The following is a 19,063-nucleotide window of genomic DNA, read 5'->3' on the forward strand; positions in this document are numbered from 1 at the left end:
GGTGTTCGGTCACGTGCCCGAAAAACGAGTCGTCGGCGATCCGATCGACCCCGGCGCACGCTAGCAGCGTCCCGAACTTCACTCAAGCGATCCTGATCATGGGTGGTCGTCGGACCCCCCGTCAGACCCCCGTCGCCCCCTCACCACCCCACAGCGCCGCGCACACCGCCGAGCGTACTATCAACTCCGGTCGATAGAGGTCCTTGTCGTGCCAGAGCAACGGCCCGTCGTCATCCGTACCGTCCAGTTCGGACAGCCGGCGTCGGCCCCGGGCGATGGCCGCGGCGACCTCGGCATCGGCCGACATACCCGCCCCGACCAGGGTCAACACCGAGTACGCGGTCTCCTCCGCGGTGCCGGCCCACCGCCCCCACGAACCGTCCGACCGCTGGGCGGTGAGCAGCCAGTCGACCGCCCGCCCGACGGCGGCCCGGCCCGCGGCGTCCCGGGCGTGGTCACCGAGCGCGAGCGCCGCGCAGTAGGTCGCGTAGTAGGGCGAGGCGTGCCACCGGTCACACCACCGCCCGTCGGCCTCCTGCCGGGCGATCAGCCAGGCGGCCACCCGGTCCACGGTGGCCGCGAGGCGGGCGTCGGCCGCCGGCCCGCCGCGCGCGAGGTGGTGGCCGAGGGCGTCGAGCACGTGGGCGTTGGTGGTGATCGACGTGCCGTCCTCGCCCGGCCAGGTGCAGAAGTGGGCGCCGGTGTCGTAGGTCCAGAGGCTGGACGGGTCGACCGGTCGGCCGAGCCGGGCGAGGGCGTACAGCGTCACCGAGGTGGTGTCGGCGTCGGCGGGCAGCCCCGGCCCGGTGGCCGCGCCGGCCGGGCCCACGGCGGCCCGCAGCTCGGCCACCAGCTCGGCGGGCACCGCCATCGGCATCCCCACCCGGGCCAGGATGCTGAGCACCCAGGCGCGCTCGAAGACGGCGATCGGGCTGGCGCAGGGCACCGCACCGCCCCGGCCGACGGCTCGGAGGTAGGCCGCGGCCCGCCCGCCGGGCTCATCGGGGCCGCCGAGCCAGGCGGCGGTCGCGGCCGGTGAGGCACCGACCGCCCCGGGGCCGACCGGGGACACCCCGACCGCCCGGCGGGCCTGCCCGCCAACCACCTCCAGGGCGTGCGTCAGCTTCTCGGGGACCGGTCCGCCGTCGGCCAGCAGACCGCGTACCCGGTCCAGGCGGCCGGCGTCCAGGCCGGACGGAAGGGGCAGGCGGGGCCGGCCGCGCCACGCGGCGAGATCGGCCGAAGGAGACTTCGGCTCGGTCAACCGCCCGTCGATCGACTCGACCAACGACGGCACGATCAGGTCGGTGGCCGGCAGGTCGGGCAGTGCCGGCGCGGCCGGATCACCGAGCCACGCCGCCACGAAACGCAGGCCCCGCTCCGCCGCACCGGCCAGGTCGGCGGCCGTCGCCGGACCGTGGTCGCCGCGACCGAGCAGCGTCAGCAGGGCCTCGACGGCGCTCAGGCTCGGCACCACGGCGTACCCCTCCGGGCCGCCCCAGCCGCCGTCGGCCCGCTGCTGCGCGAGCAGCCAGCCGATCCGTACGTCGTGGCCGGCCAGCCACGGCGCGAGGGAGAGCAGGCGGCCGGTCTCGTAGACCGACGGCGAGGTCCGTCCGGACGGGTCACGTGCCATCGCCGCGATCAGGTCCCGGACCCGGTCGGCGACTCGGAGCCCGGCGCCGGGCGGCGCACCGGCCCGATCGCGGCGGGTGGGCGTCCGACCGCTGGTGGTCACGCTCACCGCACGCCCCAGAAGTCGGTGAGGCGGTAGAAACCACTGGTGAAGCCGAGCTGCCGGGACAGGTAGTCGGCCTCCCGCGGGCAACTGGGCCGCAGCTCGGCCAGCAGCTGCCGGCAGCGGTCGACCTGCGTCGCGACCTGCCGTTCGATCTCCGTACGGTCGTCGCCCACCAGCGTGATCGCGTTGAGGTCGCCCCACTCGCGGTCGCGCTGCCAGGTGCCCAGGTCGTTGATCAGCCGCAGGGCCCGCTGCACCTCGTCGCTGACCGCCACGAGCCGGGACAGTTGGCGGTGGGTCTCGGCGGATCCGGTGTGGATCCAGTGCGCGACGTTGACCACCGTGGCGGCGAGGTTGTCGGCGTTGTCGAGGTACTGGGCCAGGGTGGGCAGGGCCGCGGTCCCGTGCCTCGCGGCGTTCCGCCACTCCCACTCCCGGGTCATCGCGGCCAGGGTGCGGTCGATCTCCTCCCGCCACAGGCCACGGAGACCGGCGTACGCCGGCGCGGCGGCGAGGTCGTCCCGCAGCTCGGCGAGGAACCGGCCCAGCGGGTCTTCGGCCGGGGCGCCGCCGGCCACCGCCAGGCACGTCTTCGCGACGAGATCGACCTCCGACCGGGACGCCGCCTGATGGTCGACCTGCCAGTCGATCGCGAAGCCCCAGAGCACCGCGCGGTTGGTGAGAGCCAGTTCCTCGGCGGTGCACCACGGCGCGCTGAACGCCATGGCCAGCGCGATGCTGCTGAACAGCGCCGCGTCGAAGGGCCGGCTCGGGAAGAGGTCGGGGTGCGCCGCGGCCCGTCGTTGCAGGTCCCGCTGCCCCCGGGCGGCGAGCGCGCAGATCCGTCCGTGCTCGGCGGCCTCGACGAGCGGTCCGCCGTCTCCGCCGGTCATGCCCGCGCCGTCCCGGCCGAGGAGGCCAGCAGCGTCAGCTCGACCCGGTGGCGCGGCCGCAGCGCAGCGGCCAACCGCAGTCCGGGCACGCCCGGGCGGTGCAACCGGAAGCGATAGCGACTGAGCATCGTGGCGAGGATGAGCTGCGCCTCCAGATAGAACAGGTACATCCCGAGGCACTGGTGCGGGCCCCCGCCGAACGGGAAGTGGGCGTACCGGTGCCGGGCCCGGACCCGCTCCGGCCGGAACCGCTCGGGATCGAACTCGTCCGGCCGTTCCCAGAACTGCGCCATCCGCTGGGTGATCAGCGGGCTCGCCACCATGGTCGCCCCGGCCTCGATCGGTATGCCGTCGATGACGTCCGCGTCGACCGCGCGACGCGGGATGATCCAACCGATCGGGTAGAGCCGCAGCAGCTCGTCCAGGACCATCCTGGTGTAGGTCAGTTCGGGCAGGTGCTCACGGCGGACCGGTTCGTCACCCACCACTCTGTCGATCTCGGCGTAGAGTCGCTCGGCGACGTCGGGCCGCTGTTCCAGGTGGGGCCAGAACCAGGTGAGGACGTTGATGGTGGTCTCGGTGGTCGCCGCGAACATCGCCACCGTGTCGTTACGGACCTGCTGCTCGTCGAGCTGCCGGCCGTCCTCGGTCCGGGCCCGCCACAGCGTGGAGATGACGTCGTCGCCCTCGTCGGCGACCTCCCGGGTGGCCCGGACCACCGGCACCAGCACCTCATCGACGATGCGCTTCGCCCGGCGGAACGGTCGGTCGCCCGGCATCGGCAGCGACAGCGGGGCGAACGGCACGATGATCCGGGGAATCACCGCCGTGGCGATGACGTCCTGGGCGTCGACCACCCGCATCGCGTCCGGCACGGAGATCTTGTCGGCGAAGAGCACCCGCATGATCGCGCGGCAGACGATCCGCGCCTGCTCGGCACCGATGTCGACGCTGCGCCCGGCGCGCGACGGCTGGTCCAGCTCGTCGACCGCGTCGCGGATGGCCTCGGCCATCCCGTCGATCATCGTCTCCACCCGCTTGGCGGTGAACATCGGCTGGAGCATCCGGCGGCTCGCCGACCAGATCTGCCCCTCGCCGAGGATTCCCTCGCCGAACAGGCGCTTGACCGGGCGCCAGAACAGCCCGTCGCCCGCCCGCTCGTAGTTGTCCGCCCGGTCGCGCAGGATGTGCTGCACGTGCCGGGGGTGGGTGACCAGGTACGGCCGGAACGACCCGAGGTTGAGCCGGACGAGCGAGCCCTGCGTCCGGTTACCGACGTCGATCAGCGCGCGGGCCGGATCGCGGAGCATGCCGGGCAGGATCTGACGCAACGGCACGGTGCGGAGCTGACCGGCGGATCCGGCAGCGGCAGGTGGAGTGTCCACGTGATTGCGTTCCCCCCTGGGTCTACTGGGTGTCGCGAACCCGTCATGACCCGTGAGCTTGCCGCCGAGCATGCCAGCCGGGACGGCGGATCAGAAGACCAAAGAGGAATAGATCTCACACAACAACTTTCCCGGCGTCGACAATGGAGGACACGGACAGCCTGTCCGCGGGCCGGCTGTGCAGGCATCTCTCGCCGATCCCCCGGGCAACACCCATTCGATAGACCAGCATCTTCGCATCGCCGCCAACGCGGCTGGTCAACCCGCCCGCTCCAGCGGCACCCGCCCACCAACCCCGACCGTAGGGGTGGGCCCGCCGGGCCGGCAGCGGTGACGGCGACCCGGCAGGCGTACGGGCGTACGGACGCCCGCCCCCGTCCGGGTCTCCCGCCACCCGTCCGGTACGCGGACGGTGCGGCCACCGGCGCCGACCGTCGACGGGTACCGCGCCGGCGAGCGGGGCGACGGCCGGGGACCGGCGGCAGGCAGCGGGACCGGGGACGAGGAACGCGGGCGCGCGGCACCGCCCTGTGCCAAGCTTCGGACATGGACGACAAGACCATCCTGAACCGGATCACCGAACTGGTCGACGAGGAACACCGGCTGCGCGCGGCGGCACAGGAGCACGAGGCCGGCACCGACGACGCGGCCCGGGAGCGGCTGCGGGCGTTGGAAGAGTCCCTCGACCAGTGCTGGGACCTGCTGCGCCGCCGCCGGGCGGCCCGCCAGGCGCACGGCGACCCGGACGCCCAGGGTGAGCGTCCCCTGTCGGAGGTCGAGCGCTACCTACAGTGATCCCGGCGCCCCGCCTCGGCGTCCCGGGCGGGCGGTGACCCGCCCGGGACGTGACCCGCTCAGCGGATGCCCGCCTCGCGCAGCAGCAGCTCGGTCAGCTCGGCCGGGTCGGCTGTCCCGGCGGGCAGGCCCCGGGCGGCGAACCAGGTGCCGACCACCCGTACGTCCCGGGCCAGGAACTCCGGCCCCTGCGGGTTGGCCACCACGTCGACCACCTGCGGCAGATCGATCATGACCAGCCGCCCCCGGTGCACCAGCAGGTTGTACGGCGACAGGTCGCCGTGCGCGTACCCGGCCCGGGCCAGCACGACCAGGGCGTCGACCAGTTGCTCCCAGAGGTCGCGCAGCTCGGCGTCGTCGGGGCGGACCTGGGCCAGCCGGGGCGCGGCCTGCCCCGCCTCGGCGTCCCCGACGAACTCCAGCATCAGCTCGGTGCCGAGCAGTTGCACCGGGTACGGCACGGCGATCCGCCCGGAGGCCGCGCCGATCTCCCAGAGCCGGGCGAGGGCGGCGAACTCGGCGGCGGCCCACTGCCCGGCGATCATCTGCCGGCCGAACGCGGTCCGGCCGGCCATCGCCCGGTTCTCCCGGGACCGGCGGACCCGGCGCCCCTCCAGATAGCCGGCGTCGCGGTGGAAGAGCCGGTGCTGGGCGTCCCGGTAACGCTTGGCCGCCAGCAGGCAGGACCGGTCGGTGTCCGGCACGGCGCGGCGGACCAGGTGGACGTCCGCCTCCTTGCCGGTCTTCAGCACGCCGAGTTCGGTGTCCTTCGCGGCCAGCTCGGTGACCAGCCACGCCGGATGGGGTTCGGGCCCGTGTACGGCCTCGTCCCAGGAGGACCACCGGTCCTCGGGCTCGGGCTCGGGCTCGTCGTCGGGTTGGGCGAGGACCGGCTCAGCGGGCCGGCCGCGCTTCAGGAAATAGGGTTCGTCGTCGTCGAAGCGGCTCTTGCCGCGGCCACGGCGCTGCGGCGCCGGGAAGTCGTGTTCGCGCACGGGTGGGTTGATCCTTCGATCGAGGCTGGTGGAGGCAGGCGGTACGACCCTGCGATGACGGCCATGACCGACCTCCTCTCCTCGACCGGGCTCCGCCCGGCTGCGCCCGTCGCGCGGCCCCCATGCTGGTCGCTGGGCACCCGCGGGTCAACCCAATTAACCGGCCAGCACCGCGGCGACCGCGGCGATCAACCCGTCGGCGCTGCGGGTCGGCGCGAACCGGGTGTCCGGCCAGCGACGGCCCCGGTGCAGCCAGACGCTGGGCAGCCCGAGCGCGCTCGCCCCGCCGATGTCCGCCTCCGGGCTGTCCCCGATCACCCAGGCGCCGCGCAGGGGCATCCGGGCCCGCCGCGCGGCGAGCGCGAAGATCCTCGGGTTGGGCTTGCTGACCCCGACCTCCTCGGAGATCACCCAGTCGGCGATGTACCGGTCCAGGCCGGTACGGCGGATCTTCGCGTCCTGCTGGCGTACCACGCCGTTGGTGACCACCACCGGCACCCAACCGGCGTCGTCGGCGATCCGCAGCGCGCAGGCGATCAACGGATCCAGCCGGGTGTGCGCCACCACCCCGTCGTGCAGCTCCTCCACCAGGTCGATGGCGGGGATGCCCAGCCCGTACCGGTCCCGGATGGCGTCCGCGACGTCCCACCGGTCGGTGAGCCCGTCCGCGTCGACGGACAGCAGCCAGTCGATGTCGGTGGGTGGCGCGCCGATGTCGTCCAGGAAGCGTTCACCCCAGGCACGGAAGGGCCCATCCCGGTCGAGCAGCGTGTTGTCCAGATCGAGCAGGAGCAACGGCACTCGGGAACCTTACGGGACCCGGGCGGGCCACCGACAGGGTTGCGGGCTCGGATTCCGTCAGGCGGTGATCGCCGTACGGGGCAGGCCCTGGTCGGGCAGGCGGTCGGCGAGCATGGTGTGCGCCGCCCGGGTGGCCGCGAGCGCGGCCGGGTCGAGCGTCGCCACCAGCACGTCCGTCCCGGTGTCCGCGCCCCGGACCAGCGGCCGGCCCTCCGGGTCGTACACCGCGGCGCCGCCGTTGAAGCGCCACGGGTCGGCACCGTCGACGGCGTTGGCGAAGACGACGTACATGGTGTTGTCCAGGGCTCGGGCGGCGTAGTAGACGTCCCGCCGGTGCTCCGAGCCGGCCAGGTATCCGCTCGGGCAGAGGTAGCCGTGCGCGCCGTCGTCGGCGGCGGCCCGCCCGTGCTCGGGGAAGCAGCCGTCGTAGCAGATCCCGAGGCCGAAGCGCCAGTCGTCGACCAGCAGGGTGGCGCCCCGCCGGCCGGGCTCGAACAGCTCGCGTTCGCCGCTCCAGAGCTGCTGCTTGTCGTACGCCGCCCGTACGCCGCCGGCCGGATCGACCACCAGTGAGGAGATGGTGCGCCGCCCGTCGGGGTGGCGGACGGCCGCGCCCACCACCACCGTGGTCCCGCCGTCCCGGGCGGCCCGCCGCAGCGGGTCGAGGCGCGAGTCGTCCACCCGGCCGTGCTCGTCGGCGGCCACGTCGGTGCCGGCCGGGTCGGCCGCGAGGGTCGGCGGGTGGTACGCGGGCAGGAACAGCTCCGGCAGCACGACGACCCGGGCGCCGGCCTGGCCGACGAGGCGGGCGGCGGTGGCGGCGTTCCCGGCGACGTCGCCGGGAACCGGCTCGGCCTGCACGGTGGCCACGGTCAATGGGTGGGCGGGCGCGGTCATGGGCCGATGGTAGCCGGGTCACACCGTTACGCTGATCATGCGAACGCGCATCTCAAGCCGTACGTACGGTTTGCATCCACGGGAAGCGCCTGGGACGATCGGTACGTGCCCAGAGTAAGCCAGGACCAGCTCGACGCGCGCCGGCAGGAGATCCTCTCCGCGGCACGGGCGTGTTTCGCCCGGCACGGCTACGAGGGCGCCACCGTCCGGCGCCTGGAGGAGGCCACCGGGCTCTCCCGCGGCGCCATCTTCCATCACTTCCGCGACAAGGACTCCCTCTTCCTCGCCGTCGCCGAGGACGACGCGGCGGCCATGGTGGAGACCGTCGCCCGCAACGGCCTGGTCCAGGTGATGCGGGATCTGCTCGCCCGGTCCCTCTCCCCGGACACCACCGGCTGGCTCGGCAGCCAACTGGAGGTGTCCCGGCGGCTGCGCACCGACCCGGCGTTCGCCAAGCGCTGGGCGGAACGCTCGGCGGCCATCGCCGAGGCCACCCGCGAGCGGCTGCTCCGTCAGCGGGAGGCCGGAGTGCTCCGCGACGACGTGTCGATCGACGTGCTGGCCCAGTTCCTCGAGCTGGCGTACGACGGGCTGGTGCTGCACCTGGCGATGGGACGCCCGGCCGGCGACCTGGGCCGGGTGCTCGACCTGGTCGAGGAGGCGGTCCGCCGGCACTGACCGCCCGGTCTCGGTCCGGTAACTCGACCGACCGGCCGGATCACGGCTGGCGGCCCTGCTCCACAATGGCGGCACCCCTCGCGACAGGAGCCGACCATGACCGTTCTCGCCGCACCGGGCGACACCTGGGGCATCCCCGGCCCGGTCTTCCTGCGCTGGTATCTCCTCGCCGCGGCCGTGCTGGTGGTGGGCACCGTGCTGCACCGGTTCCGCGCGCTGGCCGGCACGCCGGTCTCCGGGGCCGGGCAACTCGGGCCGCAGCAGGTCGCGTACCTCAACGGCGGCGACCAACTCACCGTCTGGACCGCCCTCGGCGGGCTACGCCACGCCGGCGTCGTCGGCGTACGTCCCGATCGGCGGCTCACCACCGCCAAAGCGCTGCCGGCCGGGGCCACCCCGCTCGACCAGGCCGTCGTCAACGCGGCCACCCGAGGCGTACGCTCCGGCGAGCTACGCCGCGACGAGTGGGTGACCCGCGCCCTCGACCAGCTCCGCGACGACCTCCAGCGGCGTGGCCTGGCGCTCGGGCCCGACCAGCGGTCCGCCCTGCGACGCGGGCCGATGCTGATCGCCGCCCTGCTGGCGCTCGGCGCGATCCGAGCCGTCGTCGGCCTGTCCAACGGCCGGCCCGCCGGCTACCTCCTGCTCAGCCTGATCCCGCTCGTCGTCGCCTTCGCGCTGCTCATCCGGGTGCCCTGGCGGACCCGCGCCGCCGGCCAGGCCCTGCGTGACCTCCGCCGCGAGCACACCTGGCTGCAACCCTCCGCCACGCCGGCCTACGCCACGTACGGTCCGTCCAGCGCGGCGATGGGGGTGGCCCTGTTCGGCACCGCCACCATCTGGGCCATGGATCCCGGCTTCGCCGCACAGGCCGAGATCCAGCGCCGGGCGGCCGCCGCGAGCGGGGGCACCTCCGGCAGCTCCGGCAGCTCGTGCAGTTCGGGCAGCTCGTGCGGTGGCGGCAGTTCGTGCGGCGGGGGTGGCGGCTGCGGCGGAGGCGGGTGCGGCGGATGACCGGCCCGACCGGCCCGACCGGCCCGTACGGGGTCGGCATCGGCTGGCGGCCCGAGATCGCCGGTTTCGTGGCCGACCTGCCCGGGCTGCGCTTCGTCGAGGTCGTGGCCGAGGCGGTCGCCCCGGCCGGGCCGCTCCCGGACAGCCTCGCCGCGCTGCGCGGGCGCGGCGTCACCGTCGTACCCCACGGGGTTCGGCTCTCCCTCGGCGGCGCGGAACCCGTCGACCCGGCCCGGCTGGCCCACCTGGCCGGGGTGGCCGCCGCGGTCGACGCGCCACTGGTCAGCGAGCACATCGCGTTCGTGCGGGCCGGCGGCCTGGAGGCCGGTCACCTGCTGCCGCTGCCACGCAGCCGGGAGGCGGTCGCCGCGGTGGTGGCGAACGTCCGGCGGGCCCAGGCGGAGCTGCCGGTGCCGCTCGCGCTGGAGCCGATCGCCGCGCTCTTCGACTGGCCCGACGACGAGCTGGACGAGGCCGCCTTCCTCACCGAGATCCTCGACGCCACCGGGGCGCTACTGCTGCTCGACATCGCCAACGTGCACGCCAACGCCCGCAACCGGGGCGGCGACGCCCGCGCGTTGCTGGACCGGCTGCCGCTGGACCGGATCGCCTACGTGCACGTGGCCGGCGGCGCCGAGCGGGGCGGCTTCTACCACGACACGCACACCGACCCGATTCCCGCCGAGGTGCTCGACCTGGTCCGCGAGCTGTGCGCCCGCCGCCGTCCCCCGGCGCTGCTGCTGGAACGCGACGGCCACTACCCACCCGCCGCCGAACTGCGCGGCGAACTGGACGCGCTCGCCGCCGCCTCCGGACACCCGGTGATCACGTGAGTCGCGGAGCCGCCGGCACCGGCCCCGGGCGCGCCACCGCGCCGGACTCGTCCGCCGCTCCCCCGGCCGGCCCGGGTGGTGGCCTGGCCGCGCGGCAGGCGGCGCTCGTCGCGGCGCTGGTCGCCGGTGGGCCGCTGCCGGCCGGGTTCGCCCCCGCGCCGGTCGAGGCGGCCCGTCGGGCGCTCCTGCGCAAGCGCGCGGGAGACGTGGCCCGGCACTGGCCGCTGCTCGCCGCCGGGCTCGGCGCGGCCTGGCCGGCCACGTTCGCCGAATGGGCGGCGAGCCGGCCGACCAACGGATCGCTGCGCGACGGCTGGGACCTGGCCCGGGAACTGGGCGACCGGGGCACGCTGCCACCACTGGGCGCGGAGGAGCTGGCCGCCCGGGAGGCCGCCGCCCGCTACGACAGCCGCACCCCGCCCCGCCCCCGCCGGCTGCCGGCCGTCGGCCGGGCCGGCGGCGCCATCGCGGTGCAGCTCGCCGGTCGGGTACGCCTGCTCCGCCCGGCCCGCCGCTGAGGATTCCGGTTGGCGGCGAGAACTGCGGAGCGCTGGCTGCTCGTGCGATCGTGCGGAGACCCGGGTTGGTTGCCGGGGGAGGCCGGTCGCGTCGAGGCCGGCCTCCGCTGAAGCCGAGGCGAGTGGCAGGCAGGTCCGACGTACGGCAGGATCGGCCCCATGGATCTCGGACTCGCCGATCGGGTGTACGTGCTGACCGGCGCCTCCCGTGGCCTCGGCCTCGCCACCGCCGAAGCCCTCGTCGCCGATGGCGCCCGGGTGGTGATCTCGGCGCGCGTACCCGGGCAGGTGGCTGCCGCCGTCGAGGCGCTGGGCGGGCCGGAGCGGGCGATCGGGCTGACCGCCGACCTGACCGACCCGGGCACGCCGCAACGGCTGGTCGCCGCGGCCCGCGAGCGGTTCGGCCGGCTCGACGGGGCGCTGATCTCGGTGGGCGGGCCGCCCCGGGGCACCGCCGCCCAGGTCACCGACGAGCAGTGGCGGGAATCCTTCGAGACGGTCTTCCTGGGCAGCGTCCGGGCCACCCGTACGCTGGCCGCCGCGCTCACCGACGGCGGCGCGATCGGGCTGGTCCTCTCCACCTCGGCGCGCGGGCCGGTGCCCGGCCTCGGCATCTCCAACGGCCTGCGCCCCGGCCTCGCCGGGGTGGCCAAGGACATCGCCGACGAGTACGGCCCACGTGGCGTACGGGTGTTCGGCCTGCTGCCCGGCCGCATCATGACCGACCGGAACCGGGAGCTCTTCGCCGCCACCGGCGACCCGGAGCGGGCCCGGGCCGAGGCGGAGGCGTCGATCCCGCTGCGCCGGGTCGGCGAGCCGGCCGAGTTCGGCCGGGTGGCCGCCTTCCTACTCTCCCCCGCCGCCGCCTACATCACCGGAGTCACCGTGCCGGTCGACGGCGGCGCGCTGCGCGGCCTGTGACGGCGAGCCGGTGAGCGCAGCGGGCCCGGCACCGGCGCGGCGCTATCCCCGCCCGACGAAGGAACAGCTCGCCGCCGCGGCCGACAAGCTGCTGCCAGACCTGATCGCGCCCGGCCTGGACGTGCTCTTCGTCGGGATCAACCCCGGGCTGTGGTCCGCGGCGACCGGCTGGCACTTCGCCCGGCCGGGCAATCGGTTCTGGCCCGCGCTGCACCGGGGTGGCTTCACCTCACGCCAACTGCACCCCAGCGAGCAGGACGAGCTGCCCGCCCTCGGGCTGGGTATCACCAACCTGGTGGCCCGGGCCACCGCCCGCGCCGACGAACTGGCCGCGGCGGAGCTGGTGGCCGGCGCGGCGGAGCTGGCCGACAAGGTCGAGCGGTACCGGCCACGCTGGGTGGCGGTGGTCGGGGTGACCGCGTACCGGATCGGCTTCGCCCGGCCGAAGGCCGGCTTCGGCCCGCAGCCTGAGCCGCTCCGTGGTGCCCGGCTCTGGGTGCTGCCCAACCCGAGCGGCCTGAACGCGCACTTCACCCCGGAAACGCTCGGCGCCGCCTTCGCCGAGCTGCGGGCGGCGGTGAGCGGTTAGTCGCCCGGCCTGTCGCTCCCGGTCGGCGTCGAGCACGGCCTCCGCTACGGACACCGGACCGCAAGGGCCACATCTTCGCGGCCGGCGCTGAGGCGGACCCCAGAGGGTGTAGCGTCGGCTTGTCGTCCCGGCGCCAACTGCGGTCGGAATGCGCGTCTTGCCTAGGAGCGACACGTGCAGGAGCGCTCTGACGGCGACCGACAATCGTATGGTCGGGCACCCACTCGTACCGCCTTGGGTGAACCCGGGCTCAGCGCACACCTTCGTCGGCAGAGCGCCCACCACGGGTGTTGCCTGGATCCGATGCTGTTACGAGATGCTGCGGGCGCTGCCACGGCGCGGGTTGCCGAAGATCCATTCTTGGATAGGGAGTGACTCATGCAAGAAGAAGACAGGGTCAAGGCCAACCTCAAGAGCATGGATGATCTTGATTTCGTTGGTTGGAACAGTGCCGACTGGAACGGCGTGTTCGCCCACCACCACACCGACGACGTATCGGTGGACTGGAAGGGGCAAGCCCCGACTCGCGGGATCGAGCAGCACATCGACGCCATGAAGGCGTACGTCGACTCAGTGGGGGGCACCCCGCCCCAGATCACGTCCCACCCGATCGCGTTTGGATCCGGGGACTGGACCTGCGTCGTGGGCGAGTTCGAAGGCGGAGGCCGTATGGTCACCGTCGCCAAGTGGCGCGATGGCGAGATCGCCGAGGAGTACATCTGGGCCTAGTAGGGCCTTTCCGGCTCGGTGACCGGTTTTGGGTCTGGCGGCGACACCGTCAGATCCCCGGTGCGGCCGGACCGCCGACGGTCGACTCGCCCGAGTGGCGGTCATGCCACCCGGCGAGCAAGTCACGCCGAGCCGTCCCCGGCACGGCGATCCCCGAAAGGCGCGACGACGTGCACGCAGACGACCTCCCCGGCCGGGACACGCTCATGCCCGCCGCCTTCATCGGTCACGGCAATCCCATGAACGCCCTTGAGGTCAACCGCTACACCACCGCGTGGAGGGCCTTCGGCTCCACGGTGCCTCGTCCCCGCGCGATCCTGGTCATCAGTGCGCACTGGTACATCAATGCCACCGCCGTCACGGCCATGCCCCGGCCGCGCACCATCCACGACTTCTACGGCTTTCCGCCGGCGCTGTTCGAGGTGCAGTACCCCGCCCCCGGCCTGCCCGAATTGGCAGCGGAGGTCAGCGACGCCGTCCACCCGACCTGGGTCGGTGCCGACGTGGACAGCTGGGGAATCGACCACGGCACCTGGTCGGTCCTGACGCACGCCTTCCCCGACGCCTCGGTTCCCGTGGTGCAGCTCAGTATCAACGCGGACAAGTCGCTGGACTACCACCTGGATCTCGGCGCCAGACTCGCGCCACTGCGCCGGAGCGGCGTGCTCATCGTGGCCAGCGGCAACGTCGTGCACAACCTCGGGGGAATGGACTGGAAGCTGGCCGACGACGGCTACGACTGGGCCCAGCGCTTCGACGAGGACGCCAAGACCCTGATGCTGACCAACCCCACCGACTTCGCGACGCTCGTCGGCCACCGCGACTTCCGGCACGCGGTGCCGACACCTGACCATTTCATCCCCGCGCTGTACCTCGCCGGCCTCGCCGCAGCCGACGACGCTTCCGGGACCGAGATCCTCGTCGACGGCTACGCCTACGGGTCACTGTCGATGACGGCCTACACCCTCGGTCTGTCCTGCCCGAACGCCGCCGGCGAGGGGGGCACGCCACGACCGCCCGCCGAGGTCCCGCCCGACGGCTCCAACATCTAGCCGCGTCTAGTTGGCGGTGGCGGGCGGCAGCGTCTCCTGCGCCACGTACGTGCCCAGGGGCACGGTGGTGACCACCGGCTGCGGCTGGTCCGGGTCGGCGTACGGGGCCGGCGAGTCGGCCACCGCGAACTGGGTGCGGTACAGCTCGGCGTAGAGGCCGCCGACGGCGACCAGTTCCTCGTGCCGGCCACGCTCGACGATCCGCCCCTGGTCGAGGACGAGGATCTGGTCGGCGTCCCGGACTGTGGAGAGCCGGTGTGCGATCACCAGCGCGGTACGCCCGGTCAGCGCCACGGACAGTGCCCGCTGCACGGCCGCCTCGCTCTCCGAGTCCAGGTGCGCGGTGGCCTCGTCGAGGATCACGATCGACGGGGCCTTGAGCAGCAGCCGGGCGATGGCGATGCGCTGCTTCTCGCCCCCGGAGAAGCGGTAGCCGCGCTCGCCGACCGTGGTGTCCAGCCCGTCGGGCAGGGACCGGACCAGATCGGCGACCTGCGCGCCGGCCAGGGCGGCCCAGATCTCGTCATCGGTGGCGTCCGGCTTGGCGTAGCGCAGGTTCTCCCGGATGGTCTCGTGGAACAGGTGGGAGTCCTGGGTGACCACGCCGATCTCGTCGCGCAGCGAGGCCAGGGTGGCGTCCCGCACGTCGACGCCGCCGACCAGCACCTGCCCGTCGCTGACGTCGTAGATCCGGGAGATCAGCATGGACAGCGTCGACTTGCCGGCGCCGGACGGGCCGACCAGGGCCACCATCTGCCCGGGCTCGACACCGAACGAGACGCCCTTGAGCACCGGCTCGTTCACCGTACGGTCGAGCGCGGCGACCTCCTCCAGTGAGGCCAGCGACACCTCGGCGGCGCTCGGGTAGCGGAACCGCACGTCGCGGAACTCGACCCGGCCGCTGCCCCGGGGCACCGGCACCGCGTCGGGCTTCTCCTCGATGCCCGGACGCAGGTCGAGCACCTCGAAGACCCGGTCGAAGGAGACCAGCGCGCTCATCACGTCGACCCGGACGTTGGACAGCGCGGTGAGCGGGCCGTACAGGCGGGTGAGCAGCAGCGCGAGCTTGACCACGGTGCCCGCGCTGACCGCGCCGGTGACAGCGAGCCACCCGCCCAGGCCGTACGTCAGGGCCTGGGCGAGGGAGGCGACCAGCAGCATCGCCACGAAGAAGGTCCGCGAGTACATGGCGGACTGGATGCCGATGTCGCGGACCCGCTCGGCGCGGCGGGCGAACCGGCGGGCCTCCACCTCGGGCGAGCCGAAGAGCTTGACCAGCAGGGCGCCGGCGACGCCGAACCGCTCGGTCATCGTCGCGTTCATCTTCGCGTCGAGGTTGTACGACTCGCGGGTGATCTCGGCGAGCCGCCGGCCGACCCGGCGGGCCGGGATGATGAAGATCGGCAGCAGCACCAGCGCCAGCACGGTGATCTGCCAGGAGAGGATGAGCATCGCGCCGGCGGTGAGCACCAGCTGGATGACGTTGCTGACCACCCCGGACAGGGTGGAGGTGAACGCCCGCTGGGCGCCGAGCACGTCGTTGTTGAGCCGGCTGACCAGGGCGCCGGTCTGGGTCCGGGTGAAGAACTGCAGCGGCATCCGTTGGACGTGGTCGTAGACCCGGGTCCGCAGGTCGAGGATGATGCCCTCCCCGATCCGGGCCGAATACCACCGCTGGGCGAGCGAGAAGAGCGCGTCGGCGACGGCCAGCACGGCGATGACCAGGGCCAGCCGGACCACTGTCGAGCCGGCGTCGGACCCACCGCTGGCGATCGCGTCGATGACGTCACCGGCGAGCAGCGGGGTGGCCACCCCGATCACCGCGGCGATCACCACGGTGAGCAGGAAGATGATGATGTCGCGCCGGTAGGGCCGGGCGAAGGCGATGATCCGCTTGGCGGTGCCGCGCTTGAGCTGGTGGGTGGCGACCTCGTCCTGGTTGCGCATCGACCGGAGCATGCTCCAGCCGCCCATACCGCCACCGGCCATGTGGTTGGACAAGCGTAACCTCCGGGTCGTCGGGCAGCCCTGGACCGTCGGGTCGATTCTCCCGACGACTACGACAACCTCGCGAGTAACCCGGATCTTCCCGAACGGTCCTTACTAACTATTCTCCGTACCCGGCCAGATCGCGCAGCCGCCGGGTCTGCGCCTCGCGCTCGGCCCGCTGCTGCTCCGCATGGGTACGCCCGGCCGCGCCCGCGAGCAACGCCTTGATCTCCACGATCGCGTCGCGGCTGTTGGCGAGCAGGCCGGCGGTCAGGTCCCGCACCGCCGCGTCCAGTTCCGCGTTCGGCACCACGAGCGTGGCCAGCCCGATCCGGTCCGCCTCGGCGGCGTCCATCCGGCGACCGGTGGCACAGATCTCCAGCGCGCGGGAATATCCGACCAACTCGACGAGACGCTTGGTCCCGGCGAGGTCGGGAACCAGGCCGAGAGTCACCTCGGCCATGGAGAGCCTGGCGTCCTCGGCGAGCACCCGTAGGTCACAGGCGAGGGCGAGCTGGAAACCGGCACCGATCGCGTGCCCCTGGACAGCGGCCACGGAGATCACGTCCGGGCGGTGCAGCCAGGTGAAGGCGCCCTGGTAGTCGGCGATCCGGTCGGCGCACTCCTGCTCGGGCAGGGTGGCGAGCTCGGCGAACGAGCCCGGACCGGAGGCACCGGCCACGGACAGGTCGAGGCCCGCGGAGAAGGCCCGCCCCTCGCCGCGCACCACGACGATCCGGACATCACCGGGCAGGTCGCGGGAGAAATCGCTCATCGCGCGCCACATCGCGGGGGTCTGCGCGTTGAGCACGTCGGGCCGGCACAACGTCACTGTCGCGACCGGCCCGTCGTAGTCGAGTCGCACTCCGGTCGTTGCGGCGGTCACCAGACCATCCGGAATACGGCGCTGATGGACGACACTGGCCGGATAGTCACGCCTTCTTGCGGCGCCGGGCACCGCCGCGCTGCCGCAGCTGCACCCCGGACTCGGTGAGCACCCGGTGAATGAACCCGTAGGACCGGCCCGTCGAGGCCGCGAGCGCACGGATGCTCTCACCCGAGGTATACCGCTTTACCAGGTCCTTGGCGAGCGTCTGACGCTCGGCTCCGACGATCCGGCGACCCTTCTCAGTGCTGGTGGCTGTGCCGGTGGCTGCCATGCTGATTCCTCACGTCCCAGACTGTGCGGTTCGGATACGGTCCCACCTATTAGACCGTCTCGAACGATCATGCGCCAGATATCAACTCTTCGCCAACCGACACGCTATGCAATGTCAGCTTCCCGATAGAGTGATCCTTCTGACCGGCCACCCCCCACCAACCAGGTGGATCATGCCGCCCCGCCCAACCGGCCGTCCAGTCCACCCACCACCCGCTCCCCCGCCGGATCAATCATGAGGTTGTCACCACGACACCGGCAACAACCTCATGATCAAGGCAGGCCGGCGGGTCAGGCGAGTTCGACGAGTTCGAGGAGGTCGTCGCTCCAGGCGTCCTCGTCGCCGTCAGGGAGCAGGATGGCGCGGTCGGGCTTGAGCGCCGTCACCGCGCCCGGGTCGTGGGTGACCAGCACGATCGCCCCCGGATAGCGGGCGATCGCGTCGAGCACCTGCTCCCGGCTGACCGGGTCGAGGTTGTTCGTCGGCTCGTCCAGCAGCAACACGTTCGCCCCCGAGCAGACCAGCGTGGCCAGGGCCAGCCGGGTCTTCTCGCCACCGGAGAGCACCCCGGCCGGCTTGTCGACGTCCTCCCCGGAGAACAGGAACGCGCCGAGGATCTTGCGTAGGTCGGTGTCGGTCTGCTCCGGCGCGGCGCTGCGCATGTGCTCCAGGATGGTCCGGTCCACGTCCAGGGTCTCGTGCTCCTGGGCGTAGTAGCCGAGCCGCAGGCCGTGCCCGGGGCGCACCTCGCCGGTGTCCGGCTCCAGCAGGCCACCGAGCATCCGCAGCAGGGTGGTCTTGCCGGCGCCGTTGAGGCCGAGGATCGCCACCCGGGAGCCCCGGTCCACCGCCACGCTGACGTCGGTGAAGATCTCCAGCGACCCGTACGACTTGGACAGGCCGGTGGCGGTGAGTGGGGTCTTGCCGCACGCCGCCGGGTTGGGGAAGCGCACCTTCGCCACCTTGTCGGCGACGCGTACCTCCTCCAGACCGGAAAGCAGCTTCTCGGCCCGGCGGGCCATGTTCTGCGCGGCGACCGTCTTGGTGGCCTTGGCCCGCATCTTGTCCGCCTGCGCCATCAGCGCGCCGGCCTTCTTCTCGGCGTTGGCCCGCTCCCGGCGGCGACGCCGCTCGTCGGTCTCCCGCGCCTCCAGGTACGCCTTCCAGCCCAGGTTGTAGACGTCGACCACGGAGCGGGTGGCGTCGAGGAACCAGACCTTGTTGACCACCGCCTCCAGCAGCGAGGCGTCGTGGGAGATCACGATCAGGCCGCCCTTGTGGTTGGCGAGGAACCCGCGCAGCCAGGTGATCGAGTCGGCGTCCAGGTGGTTGGTCGGCTCGTCGAGCAGCAGGATGCCGCCGCCGTTCTCACCGGCGTCGCGGAACAGGATCCGGGCCAGCTCGATCCGCCGGCGCTGACCGCCGGAGAGGGTGCCGATGGTCTGGGCCAGGGCCCGGTCGGGCAGCCCGAGGTTGGCGCAGATCCGGGCCGCCTCGGCCTCGGCAGCGTATCCGCCGAGGGCGGCGAACTGGTCCTCCAGCGCCCCGTAGCGGCGGACCAGGCGCTCGTCGTCGCCCCCCTCGGCGAGCTTGGCCTCCAGCTCCTTCATCTGGGCCATCAGCACGTCCAGGCCGCGGGCGGAGAGCACCCGGTCCCGCCCGGTGACGTCAAGATCGCCGGTACGCGGGTCCTGCGGCAGGTAGCCGATGGCGCTGCGCCGGTCGATCTGCCCGGCGTACGGCTGCCCCTCCCCGGCGAGCACCTTGAGCGTGGTGGTCTTGCCGGCGCCGTTGCGGCCGACCAGGCCGATCCGGTCACCCGGCTGCACCCGCAGCGTGGTGTCGGACAGCAGGATCCGGGAACCGGCGCGCAGTTCCAGGCCGGTGGCAGTGATCATTCGAGGTACTCGCTCTCGGGGTCCGGAAGGGCTGACTCAGGGCACGCGGAAGCGCCGGCGGGTCATCAGTTCCCGTCGGCGCGGGGCGGTTCAGCCTTCGCAGCGCAGCACGGGGCAAGTGTAACGCGCGGGGCCTACCACTCACTCCCGATTACCGGGCAAGATCATCGGGTAC

The 19,063-nt window shown here is 73.1% G+C and carries 19 protein-coding genes; 9 read left to right on the plus strand and 10 right to left on the minus strand.

Annotation, left to right across the window (positions count from 1 at the left end):
- Positions 1–121: 121 nt before the first annotated feature.
- From GA0070604_RS21920 to GA0070604_RS21930, 3 genes are all read right to left on the minus strand, one after another.
- Positions 122–1,648, minus strand: a complete 1,527-nt coding sequence (locus tag GA0070604_RS21920; protein ID WP_377592215.1) for a prenyltransferase/squalene oxidase repeat-containing protein — start codon at positions 1,646–1,648, stop codon at positions 122–124.
- Between the two features lie 92 nt (positions 1,649–1,740).
- The gene (locus GA0070604_RS21925) at positions 1,741–2,634 is read right to left on the minus strand and encodes a terpene synthase family protein (protein ID WP_091121695.1); all 894 of its coding nucleotides are present in this window, start codon (positions 2,632–2,634) and stop codon (positions 1,741–1,743) included.
- Positions 2,631–3,971: a cytochrome P450 gene (locus tag GA0070604_RS21930; protein ID WP_208602330.1), complete on the minus strand. Its 1,341-nt coding sequence runs from the start codon at positions 3,969–3,971 to the stop codon at positions 2,631–2,633. Before GA0070604_RS21930 ends, GA0070604_RS21925 begins: the two co-directional genes overlap by 4 nt.
- 594 nt (positions 3,972–4,565) lie before the next feature.
- On the opposite strand from GA0070604_RS21930, the gene GA0070604_RS21935 reads away from it, so the two are divergent.
- Positions 4,566–4,814: a DUF2630 family protein gene (locus GA0070604_RS21935; RefSeq protein WP_091121701.1), complete on the plus strand. Its 249-nt coding sequence runs from the start codon at positions 4,566–4,568 to the stop codon at positions 4,812–4,814.
- A gap of 59 nt (positions 4,815–4,873) precedes the next feature.
- Here the strand turns inward: GA0070604_RS21935 and GA0070604_RS21940 are convergent, their stop codons facing one another.
- From GA0070604_RS21940 to GA0070604_RS21950, 3 genes are all read right to left on the minus strand, one after another.
- On the minus strand, positions 4,874–5,809 hold the full coding sequence (locus GA0070604_RS21940; RefSeq protein ID WP_091121705.1) for a serine protein kinase RIO: 936 nt from the start codon (positions 5,807–5,809) through the stop codon (positions 4,874–4,876).
- A gap of 156 nt (positions 5,810–5,965) precedes the next feature.
- Complete coding sequence (locus GA0070604_RS21945; protein WP_091121708.1) at positions 5,966–6,610, minus strand: HAD family hydrolase; 645 nt, start codon at positions 6,608–6,610, stop codon at positions 5,966–5,968.
- A 57-nt stretch (positions 6,611–6,667) separates the two neighbouring features.
- The gene (locus GA0070604_RS21950) at positions 6,668–7,507 is read right to left on the minus strand and encodes a carbon-nitrogen hydrolase family protein (protein ID WP_091121711.1); all 840 of its coding nucleotides are present in this window, start codon (positions 7,505–7,507) and stop codon (positions 6,668–6,670) included.
- A 105-nt stretch (positions 7,508–7,612) separates the two neighbouring features.
- Between GA0070604_RS21950 and GA0070604_RS21955 the strand changes: the two genes are divergently transcribed.
- The 8 genes from GA0070604_RS21955 (at position 7,613) to ygiD (ending at position 13,841) form a co-directional block, all read left to right on the plus strand.
- Positions 7,613–8,185 (plus strand): TetR/AcrR family transcriptional regulator, encoded by a 573-nt coding sequence (locus tag GA0070604_RS21955; RefSeq protein WP_091121715.1) that lies wholly within the window; start codon positions 7,613–7,615, stop codon positions 8,183–8,185.
- Between the two features lie 96 nt (positions 8,186–8,281).
- Entirely contained in the window at positions 8,282–9,199 is a 918-nt protein-coding gene (locus tag GA0070604_RS21960) for a TIGR04222 domain-containing membrane protein (RefSeq protein WP_091121720.1), read from the plus strand.
- Entirely contained in the window at positions 9,196–10,032 is an 837-nt protein-coding gene (locus tag GA0070604_RS21965; protein WP_091127317.1) for an MbnB/TglH/ChrH family RiPP precursor modification enzyme, read from the plus strand. Before GA0070604_RS21960 ends, GA0070604_RS21965 begins: the two co-directional genes overlap by 4 nt.
- Before the next feature lie 83 nt (positions 10,033–10,115).
- Positions 10,116–10,550, plus strand: coding sequence for an SCO6045 C-terminal-like domain-containing protein (locus tag GA0070604_RS21970; protein WP_091127318.1), 435 nt, complete (start codon positions 10,116–10,118; stop codon positions 10,548–10,550).
- A 159-nt stretch (positions 10,551–10,709) separates the two neighbouring features.
- Positions 10,710–11,471: an SDR family oxidoreductase gene (locus GA0070604_RS21975; protein WP_091121724.1), complete on the plus strand. Its 762-nt coding sequence runs from the start codon at positions 10,710–10,712 to the stop codon at positions 11,469–11,471.
- Between the two features lie 10 nt (positions 11,472–11,481).
- Positions 11,482–12,060, plus strand: coding sequence for a G/U mismatch-specific DNA glycosylase (gene mug / locus GA0070604_RS21980; protein ID WP_091121728.1), 579 nt, complete (start codon positions 11,482–11,484; stop codon positions 12,058–12,060).
- A 378-nt stretch (positions 12,061–12,438) separates the two neighbouring features.
- Complete coding sequence (locus GA0070604_RS21985; protein ID WP_091121731.1) at positions 12,439–12,789, plus strand: nuclear transport factor 2 family protein; 351 nt, start codon at positions 12,439–12,441, stop codon at positions 12,787–12,789.
- Positions 12,790–12,959: 170 nt separating this feature from the next.
- Positions 12,960–13,841, plus strand: coding sequence for a 4,5-DOPA-extradiol-dioxygenase (ygiD, locus tag GA0070604_RS21990; RefSeq protein ID WP_244162042.1), 882 nt, complete (start codon positions 12,960–12,962; stop codon positions 13,839–13,841).
- Positions 13,842–13,847: 6 nt separating this feature from the next.
- Here ygiD and GA0070604_RS21995 read toward each other — a convergent pair whose 3' ends face one another.
- The 4 genes from GA0070604_RS21995 to GA0070604_RS22010 form a co-directional block, all read right to left on the minus strand.
- A complete protein-coding gene (locus GA0070604_RS21995) occupies positions 13,848–15,830 on the minus strand; it encodes an ABC transporter ATP-binding protein (RefSeq protein ID WP_091121735.1) in 1,983 nt (660 codons plus the stop codon).
- Positions 15,831–15,948: 118 nt separating this feature from the next.
- Positions 15,949–16,716, minus strand: a complete 768-nt coding sequence (locus GA0070604_RS22000) for an enoyl-CoA hydratase/isomerase family protein (protein WP_091121736.1) — start codon at positions 16,714–16,716, stop codon at positions 15,949–15,951.
- Positions 16,717–16,762: 46 nt separating this feature from the next.
- On the minus strand, positions 16,763–16,990 hold the full coding sequence (locus GA0070604_RS22005) for a helix-turn-helix domain-containing protein (RefSeq protein WP_007462679.1): 228 nt from the start codon (positions 16,988–16,990) through the stop codon (positions 16,763–16,765).
- A gap of 290 nt (positions 16,991–17,280) precedes the next feature.
- Positions 17,281–18,888: an ABC-F family ATP-binding cassette domain-containing protein gene (locus GA0070604_RS22010; protein ID WP_091121741.1), complete on the minus strand. Its 1,608-nt coding sequence runs from the start codon at positions 18,886–18,888 to the stop codon at positions 17,281–17,283.
- Positions 18,889–19,063: the final 175 nt, after the last annotated feature.

The sequence above is a fragment of the Micromonospora eburnea genome (assembly GCF_900090225.1).
Lineage (GTDB): Bacteria > Actinomycetota > Actinomycetes > Mycobacteriales > Micromonosporaceae > Micromonospora > Micromonospora eburnea.